Source organism: Erysipelatoclostridium sp. DFI.2.3 (assembly GCF_019132535.1).
Taxonomy (GTDB): Bacteria; Bacillota_I; Bacilli_A; order Erysipelotrichales; family Erysipelotrichaceae; genus Clostridium_AQ; species Clostridium_AQ innocuum.
Genome location: NZ_JAHOOJ010000007.1, coordinates 169,818 through 192,189, shown reverse-complemented (window position 1 = coordinate 192,189; position 22,372 = coordinate 169,818). Strand labels below are relative to the sequence as shown.

The 22,372-nt window shown below is 45.2% G+C and carries 21 protein-coding genes and 6 tRNA genes; 2 read left to right on the top strand and 25 right to left on the bottom strand.

The features are described from left to right. From KSZ58_RS09320 to vanR, 10 genes are all read right to left on the bottom strand, one after another. Nucleotides 1–270: transposase (locus KSZ58_RS09320; protein ID WP_217752687.1), on the bottom strand; the 270-nt coding region annotated here is incomplete at its 3' end. 501 nt (nt 271–771) lie between these two features. Further along, on the bottom strand, nt 772–1,692 hold the full coding sequence (locus tag KSZ58_RS09315) for a SufD family Fe-S cluster assembly protein (protein WP_008819171.1): 921 nt from the start codon (nt 1,690–1,692) through the stop codon (nt 772–774). Between the two features lie 9 nt (nt 1,693–1,701). Continuing rightward, the gene (locus KSZ58_RS09310; protein ID WP_217752686.1) at nt 1,702–2,406 is read right to left on the bottom strand and encodes an ABC transporter ATP-binding protein; all 705 of its coding nucleotides are present in this window, start codon (nt 2,404–2,406) and stop codon (nt 1,702–1,704) included. Nucleotides 2,407–3,032: 626 nt separating this feature from the next. Next, entirely contained in the window at nt 3,033–3,953 is a 921-nt protein-coding gene (locus KSZ58_RS09305) for a hypothetical protein (protein WP_217752685.1), read from the bottom strand. Between the two features lie 481 nt (nt 3,954–4,434). Beyond that, entirely contained in the window at nt 4,435–5,793 is a 1,359-nt protein-coding gene (locus tag KSZ58_RS09300; RefSeq protein WP_009269490.1) for a PFL family protein, read from the bottom strand. A 12-nt stretch (nt 5,794–5,805) separates the two neighbouring features. Then, the gene (locus tag KSZ58_RS09295) at nt 5,806–6,075 is read right to left on the bottom strand and encodes an ACT domain-containing protein (protein WP_002608232.1); all 270 of its coding nucleotides are present in this window, start codon (nt 6,073–6,075) and stop codon (nt 5,806–5,808) included. Between the two features lie 104 nt (nt 6,076–6,179). Beyond that, nucleotides 6,180–6,695, bottom strand: coding sequence for a hypothetical protein (locus KSZ58_RS09290; protein WP_217752684.1), 516 nt, complete (start codon nt 6,693–6,695; stop codon nt 6,180–6,182). 28 nt (nt 6,696–6,723) lie between these two features. After that, entirely contained in the window at nt 6,724–7,845 is a 1,122-nt protein-coding gene (locus KSZ58_RS09285) for a sensor histidine kinase KdpD (protein WP_009269492.1), read from the bottom strand. After that, nucleotides 7,842–8,942, bottom strand: a complete 1,101-nt coding sequence (locus KSZ58_RS09280) for a cell wall metabolism sensor histidine kinase WalK (RefSeq protein ID WP_008819177.1) — start codon at nt 8,940–8,942, stop codon at nt 7,842–7,844. Before KSZ58_RS09280 ends, KSZ58_RS09285 begins: the two co-directional genes overlap by 4 nt. Next, nucleotides 8,932–9,621: a VanR-ABDEGLN family response regulator transcription factor gene (gene vanR, locus KSZ58_RS09275; protein WP_002608228.1), complete on the bottom strand. Its 690-nt coding sequence runs from the start codon at nt 9,619–9,621 to the stop codon at nt 8,932–8,934. Before vanR ends, KSZ58_RS09280 begins: the two co-directional genes overlap by 11 nt. 150 nt (nt 9,622–9,771) lie before the next feature. Between vanR and KSZ58_RS09270 the strand changes: the two genes are divergently transcribed. Then, nucleotides 9,772–10,779: a D-alanyl-D-alanine carboxypeptidase family protein gene (locus KSZ58_RS09270; RefSeq protein WP_009269493.1), complete on the top strand. Its 1,008-nt coding sequence runs from the start codon at nt 9,772–9,774 to the stop codon at nt 10,777–10,779. Between the two features lie 428 nt (nt 10,780–11,207). On the opposite strand, the gene KSZ58_RS09265 is transcribed toward KSZ58_RS09270, so the two are convergent. The 3 genes from KSZ58_RS09265 to KSZ58_RS09255 form a co-directional block, all read right to left on the bottom strand. Next, nucleotides 11,208–12,137, bottom strand: a complete 930-nt coding sequence (locus KSZ58_RS09265; protein ID WP_009269494.1) for a transketolase family protein — start codon at nt 12,135–12,137, stop codon at nt 11,208–11,210. Then, entirely contained in the window at nt 12,137–12,964 is an 828-nt protein-coding gene (locus tag KSZ58_RS09260) for a transketolase (RefSeq protein ID WP_009269495.1), read from the bottom strand. Before KSZ58_RS09260 ends, KSZ58_RS09265 begins: the two co-directional genes overlap by 1 nt. A gap of 172 nt (nt 12,965–13,136) precedes the next feature. Next, entirely contained in the window at nt 13,137–15,284 is a 2,148-nt protein-coding gene (locus tag KSZ58_RS09255) for a Tex family protein (RefSeq protein ID WP_009269496.1), read from the bottom strand. A 382-nt stretch (nt 15,285–15,666) separates the two neighbouring features. On the opposite strand from KSZ58_RS09255, the gene KSZ58_RS09250 reads away from it, so the two are divergent. Further along, entirely contained in the window at nt 15,667–16,302 is a 636-nt protein-coding gene (locus tag KSZ58_RS09250) for a pentapeptide repeat-containing protein (protein WP_002608223.1), read from the top strand. Between the two features lie 682 nt (nt 16,303–16,984). Here KSZ58_RS09250 and pepT read toward each other — a convergent pair. The 12 genes from pepT to trxA all read right to left on the bottom strand — a co-directional run bounded on the left by pepT (nt 16,985) and on the right by trxA (nt 22,273). Then, on the bottom strand, nt 16,985–18,208 hold the full coding sequence (pepT, locus tag KSZ58_RS09245) for a peptidase T (protein WP_009269497.1): 1,224 nt from the start codon (nt 18,206–18,208) through the stop codon (nt 16,985–16,987). Between the two features lie 61 nt (nt 18,209–18,269). Next, a complete protein-coding gene (locus tag KSZ58_RS09240; protein ID WP_009269498.1) occupies nt 18,270–18,716 on the bottom strand; it encodes a DUF2383 domain-containing protein in 447 nt (148 codons plus the stop codon). A gap of 373 nt (nt 18,717–19,089) precedes the next feature. Next, nucleotides 19,090–19,163: transfer RNA gene (locus tag KSZ58_RS09235), tRNA-Gly, on the bottom strand. A gap of 10 nt (nt 19,164–19,173) precedes the next feature. Then, nucleotides 19,174–19,249: transfer RNA gene (locus KSZ58_RS09230), tRNA-Lys, on the bottom strand. Nucleotides 19,250–19,269: 20 nt separating this feature from the next. Continuing rightward, a tRNA-Gln gene (locus KSZ58_RS09225) sits at nt 19,270–19,345 on the bottom strand. A gap of 8 nt (nt 19,346–19,353) precedes the next feature. Then, a tRNA-Tyr gene (locus tag KSZ58_RS09220) sits at nt 19,354–19,437 on the bottom strand. 17 nt (nt 19,438–19,454) lie between these two features. Beyond that, nucleotides 19,455–19,530 (bottom strand) — tRNA-Thr (locus tag KSZ58_RS09215). A 9-nt stretch (nt 19,531–19,539) separates the two neighbouring features. Beyond that, nucleotides 19,540–19,615: transfer RNA gene (locus KSZ58_RS09210), tRNA-Val, on the bottom strand. Nucleotides 19,616–19,837: 222 nt separating this feature from the next. Continuing rightward, the gene (locus KSZ58_RS09205; protein WP_002608215.1) at nt 19,838–20,122 is read right to left on the bottom strand and encodes a cyclic-di-AMP receptor; all 285 of its coding nucleotides are present in this window, start codon (nt 20,120–20,122) and stop codon (nt 19,838–19,840) included. 119 nt (nt 20,123–20,241) lie between these two features. Continuing rightward, nucleotides 20,242–20,676, bottom strand: coding sequence for a helix-turn-helix domain-containing protein (locus KSZ58_RS09200; protein ID WP_002608214.1), 435 nt, complete (start codon nt 20,674–20,676; stop codon nt 20,242–20,244). 43 nt (nt 20,677–20,719) lie between these two features. Then, nucleotides 20,720–21,946 (bottom strand): cytochrome c biogenesis protein/redoxin, encoded by a 1,227-nt coding sequence (locus tag KSZ58_RS09195; RefSeq protein ID WP_065530899.1) that lies wholly within the window; start codon nt 21,944–21,946, stop codon nt 20,720–20,722. Nucleotides 21,947–21,955: 9 nt separating this feature from the next. Then, the gene (trxA, locus tag KSZ58_RS09190) at nt 21,956–22,273 is read right to left on the bottom strand and encodes a thioredoxin (protein WP_040014023.1); all 318 of its coding nucleotides are present in this window, start codon (nt 22,271–22,273) and stop codon (nt 21,956–21,958) included. Nucleotides 22,274–22,372 lie beyond the last annotated feature (99 nt).

Here is a 22,372-nt window from a genome sequence, read left to right as displayed (position 1 = left end):
ACGATCACGTGGTACGTTTACATCTACTTCACCTAATTGTGTTTTCATTGTGCGTTTCACAGTGCCATTGCGATAGTTTTTCTTCCCTTCACAAGATGTTCTTTCAGCGCGATCATAGCCTAAATGCAGATCCATTTCAGCCTGCAGTGTCTGTTCTAATACATCCGCAAACATACCTTTCATACACTCCATGATGTCCTGTGTAGATGTAAACTTTTGTTCATTGACAAGATCCTTAATCTGCTTTGTCGAAATAAAAGATGTGTTCATAGTATTTTTCCTCCTGTAAGTATGTTTCGTATCTACATTCTTACCCGCTTTTTACTATTTACACATCTTTTGCTATATTCCCCAATCTTCTTTTGCTGCACACATGCACCTCGTTTCTATACAGGTATCCTATTATGCTTTCGCAAAATCACCTATCGATGAATCACAGATATCAGATAAAGCGTTTATTTTTCCTGCATTACCTGTCTTATTCTAAATCAGCCACAAAAATCCACAGAATATCAGAAACCTTATAATTTGTGCATATAAAGCCTTCTTCCGCAAAGATAGTGTCAGCGCCTCAATGATTGTTTAGATTCCATACAGCTCTGCCAGCTCCTTTATCTTATACATTTGTATCACCTCATGCATATCGTACACCTTCACTCAGGGAGAAGGTCAAGATATAGTTCAGATTTCTTTCAGAATAGAAAAAAAGAGATCCTCCCTGTACTGCCACCGGGAAGAAAACTCTCCTAGTCGTAAATATTATTTTTTTAATCACTTTAAGAACCCATCCACAATGACTTTTTCCGCTTCCTCACTGTTTAGCCCGAATGTCTGCAATTTAATCAGCTGATCATTGTTGATTTTTCCGATTGCTGCCTCATGAATGATTTCCGCATCCACATGATTCGCAGCAATTTCCGGTATTGAACTGATTTTTGCTTTTCCCATAATGATGGAATCGCACTGAATATGTGCACGGGAACGATTATTTCCCACTGCGATCGGATGAAATACCTGCACGGAAGTATCTTTTCCCACAGATCGGGAAACAATCTGAACAACGCTGTCCTCTCCATTCAGATTCACCGTCACATCCGAATGTGCCTTCTGCTCTCCATGCGTCATCAGCTTTTCATTGATCACCAGCTTGGCAGATGCACCTAAATTTGCCTCCGTTTTACGAAAGGTGGAGTCAACCCCTTTAATCTGGCTCATATCCATTTTGGCAAAGGAGCCTTCCTCCATATGAATGACGGTTGTCGGATTCAGTATTCTGCCTCCGCTGCCGCTGCCTTCTCCATAATGCTTTTCCGTATAGGTAATGCTGGCATTTCTTCCGATATGAAAGGTATGAATTCCGTCATGCTGTGAAGTGTCACAGCCGTCATTGTGAATACCGCATCCGGCTACAATCTCCACATCCGCACCCTCTCCGATATAGAAATCGTTATATACCATATCCTGAATGCCGCTGTCTGTCAGAATAACCGGAATATGTATACTTTCCCCCACCGTATTGGCATCCACGATGATATCGATACCCGGCTTGTCTGTTTTTGCCAGAATTTTTACATGCTCTGTAGAGTGACGTTCCACACCTGCACCGTTTTTTCTTAAGCTGAAGGCACTGCCCGGCATAAAGCCGCTGATATCCGCTACTGTCTTCAGCAGATTTTTTTCCATCTGTTCCATCTGCTTCACCTACTTTTTAAATTCACAGGAATCAAATTCACTCATAAGTGTCGGAAGAATATCATCCCTCTTCCCTTTTGTTTTGATTGCCCCGTTTTCGATAATAATGATTTCATCCGCCAGCTGCATGATCCGCTCCTGATGGGAAATCAGAATAATGGACTGTCTGGATTCCCTTTGCAGCTTCTGGAAGGTTTCCACCAGCTTCGCAAAGCTCCACAGATCGATGCCCGCCTCGGGTTCATCGAATATAGAAAGCTTTAAGTCGCGCGCGAGAATACTCGCAATTTCAATCCGCTTTACCTCGCCTCCGGACAGAGAAGCATCCACATCTCTGTTCAGATAATCTTTGGAGCACAGTCCGACATCCGTCAGATAGCTGCAGCAGATTTCCTCATCCAAATCCTTACCGTGTGCCAGGGACAAAAGCTTACGCACACTCATTCCCTTAAATCTGGGGGGCTGCTGAAAGGCATAACCGATCTTTCGTTTTGCCCGTTCGTCGATAGACATTGCCGTAATGTCCTCCCCGTCAAACAAAATCTCTCCCTCTGTTGGTTTTTCAATCCCCATAATCAGCTTTGCCAGCGTTGATTTCCCACCGCCGTTGGGGCCTGTAATTACGGTAAATCTATTGTCTTCCATCGTCAGACTGATGTTGTTTAAAATCTTTTTTCCATCTACCTCAAAGGATACATTGCGCAATTCCAGCATGTTATCTCTCCTTTTCCAATGCTTTTTCTATTTTATCACAAATACTGTAAAATATATAATGATTTAAAAAAGAAAACAGGAAAATACAGCAGATCGTATTCCTATTTTCCTCCAAATTCTGAGCGTATTTGCAAAATACAAGAGATACATAGCGTTGACAGCCATATTCTGATGTTCTTCTATGCTTTTGCAGGGAAATGCATTTTTCTATGCTAACGCGATGAATAGTAGCCAAAACGTATGCTCAGCAGTATTCCTTATGGTCTTCAGAAAACAGAAAGAACACATTTGAAATCCGGAAGCAGACAGGAAGCCACAGATGAAAAGCCGGGTTCTTCCTTGCTTCAGGATACACACATAAGCAACGTAAAAAAGAAGAGCTAAACAGAATCTTTCTTATTCAGGGTGCTTTCAAAAGGAAGCATTCAAATACGACAGATAACTTGCAATAGTATCGAATTCTCCTTTATTTTAATTCACCCACAATCAAATAAGAACCAACCCCGATAAGTCAGGCTTTCTTTGTCTTCCGCTTTTTCCCATGTTCAGGGACAGCCAATAGCCAATCATTGTTTATCTCATGCATTGCACAGCAGAAGAACGAGCGCCAGAAGCAGCTGCTGTTTCTAATCTACAGACTCCCTGCACATGCGCTCATAGGCTGCCTGTTCCCTTTCCAGCTGTTGCTGTGTGTGCTGGCGCTCCTGCAATAACGAATCCATAATTTGATCAATTCTACGTTTCGCCTGCTGCAGCGATTTTTCTGATTCCCGGATTTTGGACTGCACGAACATATTCGTAAAAATATTATCAAAAAGATAATCCATTGCAACCGTTCCATCAGAAAGCTTCACGGTATTTATCTGAAATCCCTGAACATCCTGAACCTCCTTCTGAAACTTATACAAATTGATTTTCAGCAGTGCGATTTTTTTCTGTGCCTTGTCAACTGCGGAATGCTTCATAGCAGTAGAGAGAATCCCGCCGCCTGCGATATCCATAAAGCCCCAGGAGGATGCACTGTCCAGGCTACGAAGCGCATTTTTCAGCTGATCCAGCACAAGATAGCCGGCCTCTAGTGCTTCCTGAATTTCCTTTAACCGCTGTGTATGCGCATCTACAAGCTGCTTCTGCTCACGCAGCGCTTCTCCGTAGGGAGAATGCTGTATCGCTTCCGCAAGCTCACATTCCGCAAGCTGCTGTCGAACCAGCTCCTCCTGTACGATATTCAGCTCACAGGCATCCATATCCTGCCGCAGTGCCTTAGCATTTTCATGAAGCTGCCGCACATGAAGTGCAGCCTGCAGCGCCTCCTGTTCTTCCTTCACCAGGCGCTCCTCCTTATCCTTTGCAAAAAATGCAAGGATGGAGGCAACGGATGCGGTATTCAGCTTTTCCACATCACGGGTTTCCTTTTTCAGCTGTTTCTCGGCCTGCCGTAAAGCACTCTCCACCTCATGAAGACGCTCGATGCATTCCTCCAGATACAGCTTATCCGATTTAATTTTCTGAAGCTGATGCCGCAGCTCAACGATATCTTTTTTCATATGCTTGCTCTCCCATCTCTTATTTTTATCATAGCACAGCAAACGACGGCAGACAAGAGAAGCATCTTCCTGAATAGCGGTCTGCATAGTTTTTGAATCCGATAAGCATGCGACAAATATAGTTCCCCACAGATTATTGTCAGGGGTGCCATGTGAAGAGGGAAACAACAGACCATGTACCGTTGTGAGTTATTTGACTATCCCCGGTATTGCTTTACTCCATTCAATAAGCTTGGAGATAAAGGAGTGACGATACTTCATGGCTGAATGCAGGCAGGAGAAGAAAGGGCACAGCATGCTTCTATCCGGTAACGCTGCGCCTGCTGCAGCAAAACTGCATATCATAAGAAAAGGTCATTTCCATTCACAACGGGAAAAAGGACATAGAATACATTGCCGCTCTATGTCCTGAATCACTTCATGATAGCCGTTGAAAGCTTTTATATAATATGGTTCCTCTGATATGATTTTTCACCTGTGGTTAGTTCTTCAAGGCCTGAATCGGTGCAGGAATTCTTCCCTTTCTATGTATCATAACCGAACAGTCTGTCTGATTGATGTTCATCACAGGACCGCTTCCCAGCAAGCCGCCAAACTCCAGCTCTTCCCCAACCTTCTTGCCGATTGCAGGAATGGCGCGAACCGCAGTCGTTTTGGAATTGACCATACCGATGGCAGCCTCATCCGCAATGATACCGGAAATAACCTCCGGCGTTGTTTCACCCGGAATGACAACCATGTCCAGACCAACCGAGCATACTGCTGTCATAGCCTCCAGCTTTTCCAGACACAGGGTACCCGCTCTGGTTGCCGCAATCATTCCGGCATCCTCACTCACCGGTATAAAGGCACCGGAAAGTCCGCCGACCGTACTGCTGGCCATGACACCGCCCTTTTTCACTGCATCGTTCAGCATTGCCAGACAGGCAGTCGTTCCATAGGCACCACAGCTTTCCAGACCCATTTCCTCTAAAATATAGGCAACGGAATCCCCGATGGCAGGAGTAGGTGCCAGTGACAGATCCACGATACCAAACGGAACACCCAGACGTTCACTTGCCAGCGTTCCCACCAGCTGTCCCATACGGGTAACCTTGAAGGCTGTTTTCTTAATAATATCCGCAAGCTCATTCATTGGCAGTGACTTATCCGCCTTTGCCAATGCGGCACGGACAACACCCGGACCGCTGACACCGACATTGATGACGCAGTCAGCTTCTCCGACACCGTGGAATGCACCCGCCATAAACGGATTATCCTCCGGCGCATTGCAGAAGACGACCAGCTTGGCAGCACCGATGCAGTTACGATCCTTCGTCAGCTCGGCAGCCTCCTTCACCATGCGTCCCATCAGCTCCACCGCATTCATATTGATACCGGCCTTGGTAGAACCGACATTGACGGACGCACATACATGCTCTGTTTCCGCCAATGCTCTTGGAATGGATTCCATCAGCTCGCGATCACCTGCCGCACAGCCCTTTTGGACAAGTGCGGAGTAACCGCCGATAAAATTAACGCCCACCGCCTGTGCACAGCGCTCAAGGGTATGTGCATACTTTACAGGATCACCGCCGCTGACAGCCACAAGCATGGCGATCGGTGTAACGGAAATCCGCTTGTTGATGATAGGAATACCGTATTCCCGTTCAATATCCTCTCCCGTCTTGACAAGATTCTTTGCCAGATGTGTAATCTTATTGTAAATCTTCTCACAGGACTTATCTATATCACTGTCACAGCAGTCCAATAGAGAAATTCCCATCGTGATTGTACGAACATCGAGATATTCCTCATCAATCATCTTTATGGTTTCCAGTATATCATGTACGTTTATCATACGTTCACCATCCTATATCTTATGCATGGAGTTGAATATGTCCTCGTGCATGACATGAATGGTCAAACCACTCTGTTTTCCCACATTCTCCATATGAGCCGCAAAATCGGCCAGTGTCGTATTTCCCTTTGTAATATCGATCAGCATGATCATTGCGAACATATCCTGAAGCAGCGTCTGGGACACCTCGATCACATTCATATTTGCATTCTCACACTCTGCGCTGACTTTGGCGAGGATTCCCACCATATCCTTTCCGATTACACTCACAACTGCTCTCATACAATTCCTCCTTCTTAAGCTTATTTTCCATTATACTGTAATTGTGAAAAAATCACAATACAAAATGATAAAAATTACATATCACTTTCATTTTCTTACATTGCTTATTTGAAGGTTTCGCTTCCCAATGCCATCTTCTGCATTTCGAACGGTTCCCAGGCAGACTGCAGCCCCTGCAGATTGCACAGGAATTCCTCTTCCATAAAGGGAGCCTGCTTCTGTTTTGCAAGATATTGGGAAATCGTATTGGACATACCCTGTGACAGACGGACGCGGCGCTTTGCGCATACCGTATTCATACGGTCAATCAGATACAGCGTCATACCATAGCCGTCGCCGTTTTCAAAGCTGCGATACAGATGTTCCGGATATTCGTTGTCATGTACATTAAATATGAAGTCGCTGGTATCAACAGCATCCTCCAGTGTCAGCAGAAAGACGGCGATATCATATTTATACACAAAATCCAGTGTCAGCGGATTGTGCTTCATTGCCTGACATTCCTCATCCATCCAGACCTCATCCTTGATAACGAATACAAATTCATCATCAACGAAATCCATAACGGTTCCTTCCTCTTCGATTGCGGAAGGAAATACTTCTCCTATTTCTATATTCATTTCATCACCTGTTTTTCTTTCTATCGTATTATACCACGGATTCCTTATGTCCCGGTACAAAAGCCTTTGGAATCTGAACTGTAAAGCTTAACAGCTTGTCTATCGAGCTTGCCCGCAGTGTCCCCTTCTGCATATCCATAATCTGTCTGGCAATCCCCAGCCCCAGAACATGCAGGTTGCCCTCGCCATGCACATCCTCCAGCCGGTAATAATTGTGAAAGATATGGGCAATCTGATATGCTGAGAGATGTCTGGATTCCACCTCCATAAGCACCTCATAGCGCTCATCAAACTCCTGCATCCGGATATGAATCGTCGCTTTCACCCGTCCCAGCTCAACTAAATTGCGCAGAAGGTCCCGCATGACGCGTGCTATCTTTTCATTATCCGCAAACAATGCAAGGCCGCTGCCGCTTTCTATGGATACCTCCATCTGCTTTGCTTCCATCAGCATATAGTACTCATCCACCACCTGTTCCATCATGCGATCCAGATACATATGCTCCGGATTCCATTTCGCATATTGCAGATTGAACCGGGTGATATCGAAAAACTCATTGATCATATCCTCCAAGTCCAGCGACTTATGCAGTACCTGTATGACAAAGTCCTTCTGAATTTCCGGGGAAATACGGGTTTCCTTATGCAGAAATTCCAAATACATTAAAATATTGGACAACGGCATTTTGATATCCTGCGCCAGCAGATAAATCAAATCCTTTTTCTTTTCCTCATCCTGTGCAGCAGCCTTCAGATAATTCTGATAATCATCAGACAGCGCCATTATCAGCTGTTCCGCTTCCTTCATTTCCTTTGGAAAATCAAAACGGGAGCGATCCTTGCGCATAACATCCTCCATGCCCCGCATCAATATCCGCATATAATTGACAAGATCACGACAGAGGAAATAAATCATAAGAATAATGGCGGCCACAATAAGCAGCGGCAGCACAATCATATAAATTTTGCGAAACATCGCAAAGGGATCTCCGGTTTCCATAAACAGCCGGATAAAGTCGATGACAACACCGTTCAGCACATCATCAAAGAGATAAATCAGTGTTATCGTCCCCAGCGTGATACCAATGATAATGCATGCATATTTGATAAACAGACGGCGACGCAGGGCTTTTAAATTGGCGTGTTTCACAGTATCACCTTCTGTTCATACGGAAGCCGCAGGGTAAAGGTAATCGTCGTACCTTCCATGTCGGCTTTGATTTCCCCCTGATGCAGCTCAATGATTTCTCTGGCAATCGCCAGTCCCAGCCCGGCACCTCCGCTGGTCGATGTCCGTGCACTTCCCGCCCGATAAAATTTGTCGAACAGATGCTGCACGGAAGCGGCATCCATGGCTTCTCCTTCATTGCTGTAGGTCAGGCAGACACCATCCTCATACAGCATACCGGCGATCCGGATTTCCGTCTGGGGAATGCTGTAGTTGATGGCATTTCGCATAAGATTATCAAAGACACGCTGCAGTTTATCGAAGTCTCCGCTGATTTCCATATGATCCGCCAGATGCAGCTGCAGCCGGATTCCCTTTTCCTCCATAAGCGGATAAAAGCCTGCCAGCTGCTGCTGCAGCATGGTATTCAGATCAATTCTGGTGACCTCCAGCTGTGACACCTTATCGTCATACCGCAGAATTTCTGAAAATTCATCTATCAGATCATCCAGACGCTGTGCCTTTTCATAGGTGATGCGAATCGAGGTATCCAGCTGCTCCTGATCCACCTTGTGATCAAGAATATGGTTAATATAGCCAATCATTGATGTAAGCGGTGTTTTCAGGTCATGTGCGAGATACATCAGCAGCTCGTTTTTATGCTCCTTCTCCTGAACCGACAGCTGACGGGTATGCTGCTTTTTCTCCAGCATATCCTGAATCCGTCCTCTGGCCATATCCATTTCCGGCAGATAACGGTAGCTGAACGGCAGTCGGTCCACCGGCTTACCCTGCACTGTATCAAGCAGGACATCCAGATTTTGAAAGAAGAGCAGTACAAACAGATACAGCAGAAGCGCTGTGCCTGCTGCCAGCAGAAACAGATTGAACTCCAGCTCATGCTTCAGATAAAACAGCAGAAAATCTGAATCCCTGAGTGTTCCCTGATTACTGAAAACCTGTGCGTAATGATCCAGCAGAAAAATAAGAATGCCGATGATTCCCATAACCAGCGCTGTCATAAAGAGATACAGATACGCCAGATGCTTGCGCAATCTGCGATAGGTGCTATTCTTCAATCTGGTATCCTACGCCCCACACCGTTTTGATGAATTTCGGATTTCTCGGCGGCTCATGCATTTTTTCACGCAGACGGCGGATATGCACCATTACCGTATTGTTGCTGTCAAAGTATTTTTCCTTCCACACAGCCTCAAACAGCTCTTCACTGGTGATCACACGCCCGCGGTTTTTGCACAGATACCACAGGATTGAAAATTCAATCGGTGTCAGATTAAGCACTTCGTCATACAGGGTGCATCGATGGGAATCATTGTCGATGATCAGCCCCTTAAAGTCAATCACATTCACATTTTCCTGTGACGGGTTATATTTTTTATAGCGGCGCAGCTGTGCCTTGACACGGGCCACCAGCTCCAGCGGATTAAACGGCTTTGTGATATAGTCATCCGCTCCCAGAGAAAGTCCCTGTATCTTATCCACATCCTCCACCTTGGCAGTCAGCATGATGACCGGAAACATATATTTTTCCCGTATGATTCTGCATATTTCAAAGCCGCTGATTTCCGGCATCATCACATCCAGCAGTGCCAGATCAACGCGGTTATTTTTCATATATTCCAGCGCATCCTTGCTGTCATAAAATTTATGTACTTCATAGCCTTCATTGTTCAGATACAGCGCAACGAGGTCTGCAATTTCCTTTTCATCATCTAATACCAGTATTTTTGTCTGCATGAAAAATCCCTCCATGTTTCTATTATAACAAATCCCGCCACATTCGTCGCGACAAGTTTGCAATGTAAGAAAAAATTAAGAGGCAATTTTCCCATATTTGCCATAGACTATTTTACTATCTGTGTTATGATATTGGAGGAGTTGACAGCAATGCGAAATATAAGAAAAAGATGGTGGCTCGTGGCGGCAGCAGCTCTGCTTCTGCTGTTTCTGGATGTCGCTATGTACATACAAATCAAAGAGTATTATCCTGATTTCATGAAGCAGGAGGAAGCATCAACCCCCGTCACAGGGCAAGGTCTTGATGCAAATCAGCAGAACATAAAGAAAAGGCTAAAGAGTATGACCCTGAACAGCCGCTATGCCATGGTGATCGACTTACAGGATCAGCAGGTACTCTATGAAAAAAACAGTGATGAAAGGCTGTTTCCCGCATCCCTGACAAAGGTGCTCACCGCAATCGTCGCCCTGGATAACATGGAGAATCTGCATAAAAAAATAACGATTACAGAACAGGATATTGAAGGGCTTGCGGAAGCAAATGCAAGTGTCGCAGGTCTGGAAGCAGGAGAACAGGTAACACTGGAGGATCTTTTATACGCACTCATTCTTCCCTCCGGTGCAGATGGTGCAAACGCTTTGGCTAATCACTTGAATGGCAGTATTTCCAAATTTGTGAAGGATATGAATGAAAAGGCCAACGGTATGGGAATGCTGCATACGCATTTCACAAATACGACAGGACTACAGGATAAACAGCACTATACAACGCTGCAGGATATGAAAAAAATGATGGATCACGCATGGAAAAATCCTGCCTTTCGCAAGGTGATGACAACCCTGCGGTATACCATACCTGCAACCAAACAGCACCCAAATGGGCTGAAGCTGAGGAGCACCCTTCTGTTTTATGATAAGGATCTGAAGTTTCCAGGCGGAGAAATCATTGGCGGTAAAAGCGGCTTTACACCTGAGGCAGGCTATTGTCTGATCAGTGTTGCCAGAATGAAGGACGGTCATCAGTATATGGTCATCAGCGCCAAGGCAGAGAAAATAGAGAAAACCCTTGTTGAGGAAGGCGGCAGTGCTACAGAATATGGCAATGTCCTGGATGCAAAGGCTGTTTACACTGCAATAGCAGATGTAAAAAACAAATAGGAAAGAGGCAGAACACACAGGTTCTGCTTTTTTTATATTCGTCTTTATATACACCCCTTAAGAACATCATACAGTGCAGCCTCTGCCACCCTTCTGATATGACAGACAGAAAATATATGGAAGATGTACACAGTTTCCTATCATGCATCAGTCAAAGCAATCCCGCACAATGTATTTATCTTTCCTTTTTCATCAGCAGTTTATGTGATATGTCTCTTATAGATAGCATATTTTCAGCATACTCCTATGCATCGCTTTCAACACCCTTGCTGTTTCTTCCGTTAATTACAGACTTTTCGATAATGACCTGCATAAGCACGTCTCTATCATATCCTAATTTTTCCCATCGCTGTAAAAAGGCGCAGGAACATAAAAAAGCTGCAAGATTTTATCCGATAACCAAATCTTACAGCTTTCTATCCTATAATTTACTTATTGTCTTCCACTGCCTTAACGATATCGTTTGCAGTGAGACCGTATTTCTCAAGCAGTGCAGCCGGTGTTCCGCTTTCTCCAAAGGTATCCTTGATTCCTACCATGGCAAGCTTCTTCGGTGCCTTTTGACTGAGTACCTCGGCAACAGCACTACCCAAACCGCCGATAACACTGTGCTCTTCACAGGTTACAAACAGATCGTGATCCTTTGTCAGTTCAACGATCAGCTCTTCGTCAATCGGTTTGATGGTGTGCATATCAACAACCGTTACATCCATACCGTTTTCCTTCAGGATATCCGCAGCCTTCATGGCAGCCTCCACCATGATACCGGTCGCAATCAGCGCAACGCTGTTTCCTTTGCGGACCACGTTTCCTTTTCCAATCTGGAAGTTCAGCGTATCTTCTGTATATACATCCTCAACTGCCATTCTACCCAGACGTACATAGCATGGACCATCGTATTCAGCCACTGCACGAATTGCCGCCTTTGTTTCCACTCCGTCAGCCGGTGAAACAACAACCATACCCGGAATGCTTCTCATCAAAGCAACATCCTCAACACTCTGGTGACTTGCACCATCCTCACCTACGGTAAGTCCGGCATGTGTTGCACACACCTTTACATTCAGGTGCGGATAACAGATGGAGTTGCGCACCTGTTCAAACGCACGTCCGGCAGCGAACATTGCGAATGTACTTGCAAATACGATGTTTCCGCTTGTTGCCATACCGGCAGCCGCAGCCATCATATTGCCCTCTGCAATACCGAAGTTGAAATGCTGCTCAGGTGCAACCTTCTTCACTTCGCCTGTTTTTGTGGAACCGGATAAATCGGCATCCAGTACCAGAATCTTTTTATTTTCCTTTGCCAGTTCAGCAAGCGCTTTTCCATACGCTTCACGAGTAGCCATCTTTGCCATTATTTACATCCTCCTTCAAGTTCTGCAATTGCTTCCGCACACTGTTCTGCACTCGGTGCAGTTCCATGCCAGCCAGCTTTGTTTTCCATGAAGGATACGCCTTTACCCTTAACTGTGTGAGCAACAACAACCGTTGGTTTTCCCTTGACCGTCTTTGCTTCCTCACAAGCTGCAATTACGCTTTCCAGATCATTTCCGTTTTCCAGAACGATCACATTCCATCCAAATGCCTTGAATTTTTCATCAATCGGTGTTGGATTCATAACATCGGTTACATTACCGTCAATCTGAAGACCGTTGTGGTCAACAAATGCCAGCAGGTTATCCAGCTTGTAGTGTGATGCCGCCATAGCAGCTTCCCATACCTGCCCTTCCTGACATTCCCCATCACCTAAAATCGTATAAATACGGTGGTCTTCCTTGTTGTATTTGTTCGCCAGTGCCATACCGACTGCACAGGAGATTCCCTGTCCCAGTGATCCGGTGGACATATCGACACCAGGCAGCTTGCGCATACTTGGATGTCCCTGCAGGCGGGAGTTGATTTTACGGAACGTTAACAGCTCTTCCTCTTCGATCAGCCCTTTCTCTGCCAGTACGGAATACAGCAGCGGTGAAGCATGACCCTTTGACAGGACAAAACGATCCCTATTCGTTGATGCCACGTTGTCTGGGGTGATATCCATCTGTGTAAAGTAAATTGCCGTTGCGATTTCTACAGAAGACAGACTTCCACCCGGATGACCGGATTTTGCTTCTGTAACCGTCTTAACGATGTTCTTGCGAATGTTGTTCGCTTTTCCCTTTAGATCTTCTGATTGGTACATTCTATAGTCCTCCTTGTTTTGAACACGTTTATTATACTATAAAACCCCTGCATTGCACATAGAATATTATGTGAAATTGTAAAAGAGCAGCCGTTTTTTTGAACAAATGTTCTTAACGGCTGCTTTCATGAATACTCTTATCCATCGGTTCAACAGAACCGTAAATTTATTTCTATTGCATCGGCAGCAGTGACAGCTGTACCTTCTGCTTTTCTTCATCAATGTTATACACCCAGACCTTCACGATATCTCCTACCGATACCTTATCGCTTGGATGTGCAATACGGTGCCTGCTCATTTTAGAGATATGCACAAGACCGTCCTCATGCAGTCCGATATCCACAAAGGCTCCAAAATCCACCACATTGCGGACAACTCCCTCCAGCTGATCACCGATATGCAGATCCTCAAGCTCCAGCACATCGCTTCTTAACAGCGGCGCATCATACCGTTCACGATAATCTCTTAACGGTGTCGCAATTGCCTCCAGGATATCCTGAATCGTATAGCGGTCACTCTCACAATCACGAATCAGCCCGTCAGCATCCGCCTGCTGTACCGCTTCCTGTGCCTGTTCACTTCCCATATCCTGCTCACTGAGACCCAGCTGCTGTAACACCTTTCTGGCTGTGGCATAGCTTTCCGGATGAATACTGGTACGATCCAGCAGCTCATCCCCATCCTCGATACGCAAAAAGCCGGCCGCCTGTTCATACGATTTCGCACCGATCTTCGGAATTTTCTTCAGTTCCTTCCTGTTTTTCAGCTCCCCGTGCTCCCTGCGGTATTCCACAATGGATTTTGCTGTAGCCTGGCTGAGTCCGGATATGTTTTTCAACAGCTCCTGGGATGCGGTATTCACATTGACACCGACCCGGTTCACCGCCTTGGAAACAACAAAATCAAGACGATCCTTTAAACGGGCGGTGGGAAGGTCATGCTGATACTGCCCGACACCGATCGACTGCGGATCGATTTTGATCAGCTCGGATAGCGGATCAATGATCCTGCGTGCAATGGAAATGGCAGAGCGCTGCTCCACATGCAGATCAGGAAATTCCTCCCGTGCCAGCTTGCTTGCGGAATACACGGATGCCCCTGCTTCGGAAACGATGGTATAGGCAGCCGACAGATGATATTCACGAATCAATGCGGCAACAAAGGCTTCGCTTTCACGGCTGGCAGTTCCGTTTCCGATAGCGATAATATCAATGGGATACTTCTTTAACAGCTGCAGCATCTTCTCCTTCGCCTCTTTGATCTTGGCATTTGGCGGTGTCGGATAAATCACACTGACATCCAGCATATTACCGTTTTTATCGACGACAGCCAGCTTACAGCCGGTACGAAAGGCCGGGTCAAAGCCAAGCACCATTTTATTTTTCATCGGCGGCTGCATCAGCAGACGTTCCAGATTTAATGAGAATACCTCAATCGACTGCTCGTGTGCCTTTTCACTCAGCTGGGATCGGATTTCACGCTCCACCGCAGGAAAGGCAAGCCGCTTCAGACCGTCCTGCACAGCCTCCTCGATATATTCCACACACGGACTCTGGCGTTTTTTCGTAAACCGTCGATTGGTCCAGTCAATGATATACTCCTTATCAAACTCGATGGAAACGGCAAGCACCTTTTCCTTTTCTCCACGGTCGATTGCCATGATACGGTGACTGGCCAGTGTGGTTACACGCTCGCTGTAATCATAGTACATTTTATAAACCTTTTTCTCATCGGTATGCTTTTTCTTTTCCTTCGTCGTTAACCTTCCATAGCGCTCCATACTGCTGCGGATTTTCTGGCGCACAGCCGGATCATCACTTGCCATTTCCGCAATAATATCCTTTGCTCCCTGTATGGCAGCCTCCACATCGGTTACCTTATCATTCAAATATCTCTTCGCTTCTTGACGCACATCCGCATCACGCAGCAGCTTCAGCATCCATTCCGCAAACGGCTTCAAGCCGCGTGCAGCCGCATCACTTGCTCTTGTTTTCCGCTTCTGCTGGTATGGACGATAAATATCCTCAACCTGTGACAGCTTTTCACAGGCGTTGACTGATGCGATAATTTCTTCCGTCAGCTTGCCCTGCTGCTCAATCAGACGCTTGACATCCTCCTTGCGCTTTTCCAGATTCACCTGGTACTCATATTGCTCCTGTATAACACGAATCTGTTCTTCATCCAGTCCCTTGGTCACTTCCTTACGGTAACGGGCAATGAACGGAACGGTGTTTCCTTCCTCCAGCAGCTGCAGTGTGTTTTTGATCTGTTCCGGCTGGATATGCAAAGAAGCCGCCATCGGCTGTATGATATGTTCCATAATATGTACCTTCCTTCATCTACTGCGTTCTATCAAGTATCCTTCATAAATACGCAATCGTTTTTTCAACGTCTTCATTATATAGAGGATTCCCCGGAAATACAAGACTTCTATATCGAAGACTGATCGAGCCGGATATAAGCCTGATGCCCTTCTTCACCATTCAGGAAGCAATCAACGAAAACATGTCAAACAAAAAAATGTACAAGCAGTCTTCTGCGGTCATTTCCCAGCCTGCCTAAAGGTAATGCTTCCTTGGAACTTATACGATTACCGCTATGGGAAAGCGATGAGTGGAAAGCAGCCGCTGAAATTTTTACGGAGATTTTCTTTTCATACCGCAGAGAATACGGTACAATAGAACCCAAAGGATGTGGATATAATGAAAATAATACAGCCCCGCCTGCGCCCATCGTATACGAAAGCACAAAGCTTGTATGCCTGCATTGATGAGGACAATTATGTGGAAGGAATGGAATTTGACGGCATCACCATCAGCAATGAGGAGTATACCGCCTTGCATCTGGACGGCTGCGTCTTTCGTAATGTGTTTTTTGAGGATTGTGAGTTTGATGCGATTGATATGATTGATACCGTATTTGAAAATTGCGAGCTGTCAAACCTGCATTTCAACAAGGGAGCTATTCACCGCTGTGTTTTCCGCAACTGCCGCTGTATGGGAATCGATTTCAGCGATTGTGTCATACACAATACTCTTTTCACAAATCTGAAGGCTGCCTATGCCAATTTGTCGGGCTCCAGATTTCGGCAGGTTATTTTTGAGAACAGCAATTTTTCAAATGCGAGCTTCATTCAGTGCGAATATCAGAAAACCGTATACGACAGCTGTGATTTGAAGGAGAGTGAGTTTCATAACACGAATTTAAAGGGCATGGATCTTTCCTCCAGCGATATTGAAGGTATCAGTCTGACGATGGATCATATCCGCGGAGTCATCGTCAATGAACAGCAGGCGCTTCGTCTGGTACAGCTGCTGGGTATCATTGTCAAGGAGTAACGCGCTGTTCTTAACAGCTGCTCTTTTGCACAGGTCTTTTTCAAAAACATATGACCGGTAAGGTGTCTTCTCTCAAGACACTTTTTATTTGGTCAAAGATAGGATACCGTCTTATACAAAAAGCCGCAGAGAATAGGCTGTACCTTCACTTCTGTGGTTATCATGCTTGCGAACCTACGCTTTGCTGAACAGTTTATCAACCATACAGGGAATGCTCCCTCTGTTGGAGCACTGCCGCCTTTTAGGAAAATGCTCTCTATAGAATAAGGGAGAGAATGATTGCTGAAAAAAGCTGAAGAAAAGAAACTATCCGCGAAATAGAAACTGCTTGTCCCTATAAAAATGTTATAATGAGTTAGAGGTTCATAACACCCGAAGAATGAAATATGAAATATTTCGATTCTAGTTTAGAGGGTGTTATAAAGCTATTATGGGAAATCGGGACGATTTAACATAGTAGCGCAGCTCTAACCCATTATAGGAAATCGGCACGACTTCCTATAATGTGAAGAAAGCACAGTGGCATGGAATATCCGTCCGCATACACATGCTGTGCGAAGGATCCTCACTCACCTTAAAAACAGAAAAAACAGAAGAATGATTTCCTGCACATGCAGCAGGCTTCCATCTTCTGTTTTCTTGCATTTATTCCAAGACGATCATCGGTACAGGAATATGCCTTTTATGCTTCCTGCACATTGTTTTCTACAATTTTAAGCAGCAGCTCAACACTTTTCTGCATCTCCTGAATGGAAGCAAACTCATACTTTCCATGGTAGTTATAGCCACCGGTTCCAAGGTTGGGACAAGGAAGGCCGTCATAGGTCAGACGGGCACCATCCGTGCCTCCGCGGATCGCCATGGATCTCGGCTCCAAGCCAATCTGCTTCATGGACGTTTTCACCAGCTCTATGATTCGCATATCCTTTTCAATAATGGTACGCATATTCGCATAGCTGTCATGAATCTGCAGCTGAATCGTATTTTCCGGATATTTCTGATTCAGATAATCCGCAACTCTTTGAAACTCTGCCTTCTGCTGTTCAAACAGCTCTTCACTGTGATTGCGAATAATATAGGACATATAGGCATGCTCACATTCTCCATGGAGGTCTGTAAGATGGTGAAAGCCCTCATAGCCTTCCGTATAAGCAGGATTTTTCTGTACCGGCAGCATGGAGTGAAATTCCATCGCTACCAGCAGGGCGTTGATCATTTTATCCTTCGCACTTCCCGGATGGATGCTCAGACCCTGAATCTGAATTTCTGCACTAGCGGCATTGAAGTTTTCATAATCCACGCAGTCTACCTCTCCTCCGTCAACCGTATATGCAATATCAGCACCGAATTCCGGAATACGGAAATGATCCGTTCCCCGACCAACCTCTTCGTCCGGTGTAAATGCCAGACAGATTTTTCCATGCTCACGGCTTTCCTGAAGCAGCGTTTCCGCCATCGTCATGATTTCCGCAATTCCCGCCTTGTCATCAGCTCCCAATAGCGTCGTTCCATCTGTCACAATCAAATCCTCGCCGATTTTCTCCTGCAGGCATGCAAAATCATGGACTCCCATTTTGATACCCAGTTCTTCATTCAGCACGATATCGGACCCGTCATAGGATTTGACTATTCTCGGCTTTACATCTCTGCCGCTCATATCCGGAGATGTATCCATATGCGCGATAAACCCGATGGATTTTACATCCTTTTTGGTTGTTGCCGGTATCGTACCGTATACAATACCGAATTCATCTACATATGCATCCTCGATGCCGATAGCCTTCATTTCATCCACAAGTGCCTCTGCCAGCTTCAGCTGCTTCAAAGAGCTTGGTGTTGTCTGGGAATGCTCATCGGATTGCGTATCAAAGGATACATAGTGTAAAAATCTTTCCTGAACGTTCATGCTTAACCCTTCTTTCTATAGATACGATTATACACGGAAACGTTCAAACTCTCCAGTAGGATTATTGAAATTCAATCAGATATTTATGCAGCATATGGTACATGGATTCATAATCCTCCTGCATGATCCGCATCGTTTTCTTCATTTGATCGTTTAATACAAGATGCTTCTCATCAAACGCATACAATGCCTTCTGTGCCATTTTAATATTTTTAACAGCTTCCTCCAGAACCTGCTTATCATTGCTGATCATCAGGTTTTTCAGCATTTCAACTGCATCGGTCACCATGCCTTTCCATCCGGCACTTTCGACGGGGTCACCGCCGCATGTCTGAATCAAAGCGCTCAGGGAATGTGCATGCATTTTCAGCTTGTCCAGCAGTCCGTGAAATTCTGTTTTCAGTCGTTCACTCTGCAGCTTTCCTTCCAAATCTTCAAATATACCGATTCCCATGTGCGTGCCCTTCAGCAGCTGGTTTAATTCTTCTACGATTGCGTTGTTATCCATTGTATATCACCTCATGCATAGTATGGATGATTTCCTTTTTCTCATACCTGCAAAATGTATGGATTACATGCTGGATCTCATGCTATGTATGTATCCCTCTCCAGTTTTCTTACAAATTTACAGGCTTCAGATGAAATACCTTTTTGTGAGTCTCTATGTCTAAATTACATCAATATATTATGGAAAAGCATTATGTATCATATATGCGTTATCCATGTGTCTATAGAACAGTCATTTAATAAGATAGCTAGCCAAATAACATTAGCTGGTTTTGAAAAGCGAACGATTTCTTACTTTAACATGTTGGTCATTTGTTGGTCATAATTTCGAAAAAAGACAAAAAAAGCCGATAAATATCGACTTGTTTGATATATGGAGCGGGTGATGAGAATCGAACTCACGTAGTCAGCTTGGAAGGCTGAAGTTCTACCATTGAACTACACCCGCAACAGATAAATGGTGACCCGTGGGCGATTCGAACGCCCGACCCTCTGATTAAAAGTCAGATGCTCTACCAACTGAGCTAACGGGTCATTTATATGTTGAATTTAATTGGCTGGGGCAACTGGAATCGAACCAGTGGAATGCCAGAGTCAAAGTCTGGTGCCTTACCGCTTGGCTATGCCCCAATAAAAGATGGTGGGGAGGGACAGATTCGAACTGCCGAACCAAAAGGAACTGAGTTACAGTCAGCCGCGTTTAGCCACTTCGCTACCTCCCCGACTCTTTTTTAAAAGATGGTGCCGACTATAGGAATTGAACCCACAACCTACTGATTACAAGTCAGTTGCTCTACCAATTGAGCTAAGTCGGCACATTTTTATGGTGGAGGCTGAGGGACTCGAACCCCCGACCCTCTGCTTGTAAGGCAGACGCTCTCCCAGCTGAGCTAAGCCTCCACGTTTTTTGAACTTCTTTTTTCGCGCCGTTCTCATCAGCGCTCATATATAATACCATTAGACTTTTTTTATGTCAACAACTTTTTTGAATTTTTTTGAATTTTTTTATCCAACGAAATCGAACCCCTTTAAACCCTTTATAACAAGGCCTTTTAATCAAATACTCTAAAAGAAAAGGATGCTCTGTCATCTATTTTAAAGCCCGAAATAAACCGACCATCCCTATGCATTTACCTTCACATAATCATTTACATCCGTGACAAATATAGAAACCTCCTCATGAAACGGAAATCCGTGTTCTGTGCCCTTCCAGTCAGCTTCCGGATCGAGAATTGATAAAATTCTGTCACAATCCTGCTCATTCACCCCCAGCAGCAAAACGGTCTGTCCATATTGCAGAAAATCACCTGTGCTTCCAACCTCTGTCGCCATAAATGCATGCTCTTTGAGCTTTTCCGAAATATCGGCAGCATACTCATCTCCTGCAATAATAAACATCAATTTCATGAAAGACTCACCTCAGCTACTATCATATCATATTTTTCATATACTTTATCGTTAATCTTTTCAAATTCCAGGAATGCATACAAAAAAGATACAGCCAGCCCGCGCCAGCTGTACCCGCTTCACCCCTCAACCGGTTTCGCAATCAGGTCCTCTTTTCGTATGACCTTTCCGCACTCCCTACATACATACTGTATATCAACAGCCCCCCCGCAATCCTTATGCTTCAGACACTTATAGCTCTTATGCAGATGCCTGTCCCCCCAGATCATCATTGCATTATAGATATCATCCAGATCCCTGCTCTTATCCGTAAGCTCATACTGATAGCGCGGCGGATGCTCCTGATACAGGCTGCAGCTGAGAAGCTCATCCTCGCACAAGGACTTTAATCGGCTGGACAGCAGATTTGTCGGTATGCCCTCCAGCCCCTCCTGCAAATCCTTATATGTGCGTCTCCCCTCACGCACTGCATGCAAAATGAGCAGTGTCCATCTGTCACCGATCAGATTGAGTGTCTGTGCGATATTGCAATGCATATCATACTGTTTTTTCATACCATCACCTTATATAACCCTTTCCATATATACCATCAATTCCTTATTTTTTTCCTGACAATGTCTGCTGTATCATATTCTCCATCATATCCGGCGTCAGCTGTCCCTTGATATAGCCAAACGGCTTCCCGTTCTTATCAATCATAAACGTCGTCGGCATACTTGTTATCTGAAAATAATAATACATGGAGCCATCATCAAACAAAACCGGCATGGAATATGCATGCTCATCAAGGAATGTCCGAATTCCTTCTGCAGATTTCTCCTGACCGCCGGGATTCACCACCGTTAAAACAGCTACCTCATCACTGTTCCTGTACTTCTCATACAGCTCCTGAATATGCGGAAGTTCACGTTGACACGGCGGGCACCAGGTTGCCCAGAAATTCAGAAAAATAACCTTTCCCCGATAATCGCCAAGGGATACCTGTTTTCCGTTTTGATCCGTCAGAACAAAATCCAGCTGCTCCGCCGAGGTCTGTGCATCCGGAGTATCCGCAGCCTCCTCTTCCTGCTCTGGTGTGGCCGTATCCGTATCCTTTTTGGCAGTTGCCTTATCCGAGGTACTCATGTACGAGCTGATGGTATTCATTTTACCGGTAAACATCATCAAACCGATTGCAATTAAGATAACAGCCCCCAGCTTGACAGCAATCTTCATGATATTCTTATGATTGGAAATCCAGTGCAGTACCTTTCCGGTAAACAATCCCAATATCAGGAAGGGAATTGTAAACCCCAGTGCGTATACAATCATCAGGAAGGTGGACACCCAAAGACTGCCGGAGGATGACGCCAGCAGCAAAATGGAAGACAGCGCAGGGCCGATACACGGTGTCCAGGCAAAGCTGAATGTAAAGCCCATCAGAAAGGCAATAACTGCATTCACACTTCCTTTTTTCTGAAACGGCAGCTTCCATGTGCGCTCCAGACTTTTGAATTTCCAGATTCCCAGCTGATGCAGACCAAGAAGCACAATCAGGATACCCCCGATTCGTACGAAATACACCATGTGATCCTTGAAAAAGCTGCTCAGCACATGTACGGAAATATTCATCAGCAGTATCGCGGTAAAAATTCCGATGACAAAGCTGACCGTCAGCAGGAAAATTCTGCGCTGCGAATGCGGCTGCTCTTGATCCTGCCCTGCCAGATACCCCATATAGACAGGCAGCAGCGGCAATACACAGGGTGATAAAAAGGATAATAAGCCCTCCAGAAAGACCAGCAGAAAGCTGATATGGCTTAATACGTCGTTGGGATTCAGCATTCTATTCTCCTATCTGTTTAACATTTCTTTCAATTTCGGATACGGCTGATAGCCCAGGCGCTTTTCAGTCTGTACGCCGTTTTTGAATACGATCAGCGTTGGAATGGACTGTACCCCGTAGCGCATAGCCAGTGCCTGCTCCTGATCGACATCCACCTTTAAAATTTTCGCCTTTCCTTCAAACTCATCTGCCAGCTCTTCGATTTCCGGTGCCAGCATCTTACATGGCCCGCACCAGGTAGCGAAGAAGTCCACCAGTACCAGTTCCTCCTTCTGAATCAGTTCGTTAAATTCAGCTTCCTTTGCATGTATTACATTTGACATCATGTTTTCCTCCTTTTATTTTATGTTGTTTACAAGATAGGCAGGGCTGCATCATGAGAATTCCTAACCGTAGAAGAAAGCTACAGCTTCCTGACACGCCTC

Bases quoted from the DNA above. Each gene is read 5' to 3' on its own strand.
- KSZ58_RS09315 (WP_008819171.1), bottom strand. From the start codon at position 1,692: ATGGAACAGATGGAAAAAAATCTGCTGAAGACAGTAGCGGATATCAGC.
- KSZ58_RS09310 (WP_217752686.1), bottom strand. From the start codon at position 2,406: ATGCTGGAATTGCGCAATGTATCCTTTGAGGTAGATGGAAAAAAGATT.
- KSZ58_RS09305 (WP_217752685.1), bottom strand. From the start codon at position 3,953: ATGAAAAAAGATATCGTTGAGCTGCGGCATCAGCTTCAGAAAATTAAA.
- KSZ58_RS09300 (WP_009269490.1), bottom strand. From the start codon at position 5,793: ATGATAAACGTACATGATATACTGGAAACCATAAAGATGATTGATGAG.
- KSZ58_RS09295 (WP_002608232.1), bottom strand. From the start codon at position 6,075: ATGAGAGCAGTTGTGAGTGTAATCGGAAAGGATATGGTGGGAATCCTC.
- KSZ58_RS09290 (WP_217752684.1), bottom strand. From the start codon at position 6,695: ATGAATATAGAAATAGGAGAAGTATTTCCTTCCGCAATCGAAGAGGAA.
- vanR (WP_002608228.1), bottom strand. From the start codon at position 9,621: ATGCAGACAAAAATACTGGTATTAGATGATGAAAAGGAAATTGCAGAC.
- KSZ58_RS09270 (WP_009269493.1), top strand. From the start codon at position 9,772: ATGCGAAATATAAGAAAAAGATGGTGGCTCGTGGCGGCAGCAGCTCTG.
- KSZ58_RS09265 (WP_009269494.1), bottom strand. From the start codon at position 12,137: ATGGCAAAGATGGCTACTCGTGAAGCGTATGGAAAAGCGCTTGCTGAA.
- KSZ58_RS09260 (WP_009269495.1), bottom strand. From the start codon at position 12,964: ATGTACCAATCAGAAGATCTAAAGGGAAAAGCGAACAACATTCGCAAG.
- KSZ58_RS09255 (WP_009269496.1), bottom strand. From the start codon at position 15,284: ATGGAACATATCATACAGCCGATGGCGGCTTCTTTGCATATCCAGCCG.
- KSZ58_RS09250 (WP_002608223.1), top strand. From the start codon at position 15,667: ATGAAAATAATACAGCCCCGCCTGCGCCCATCGTATACGAAAGCACAA.
- pepT (WP_009269497.1), bottom strand. From the start codon at position 18,208: ATGAACGTTCAGGAAAGATTTTTACACTATGTATCCTTTGATACGCAA.
- KSZ58_RS09240 (WP_009269498.1), bottom strand. From the start codon at position 18,716: ATGGATAACAACGCAATCGTAGAAGAATTAAACCAGCTGCTGAAGGGC.
- KSZ58_RS09205 (WP_002608215.1), bottom strand. From the start codon at position 20,122: ATGAAATTGATGTTTATTATTGCAGGAGATGAGTATGCTGCCGATATT.
- KSZ58_RS09200 (WP_002608214.1), bottom strand. From the start codon at position 20,676: ATGAAAAAACAGTATGATATGCATTGCAATATCGCACAGACACTCAAT.
- KSZ58_RS09195 (WP_065530899.1), bottom strand. From the start codon at position 21,946: ATGCTGAATCCCAACGACGTATTAAGCCATATCAGCTTTCTGCTGGTC.
- trxA (WP_040014023.1), bottom strand. From the start codon at position 22,273: ATGATGTCAAATGTAATACATGCAAAGGAAGCTGAATTTAACGAACTG.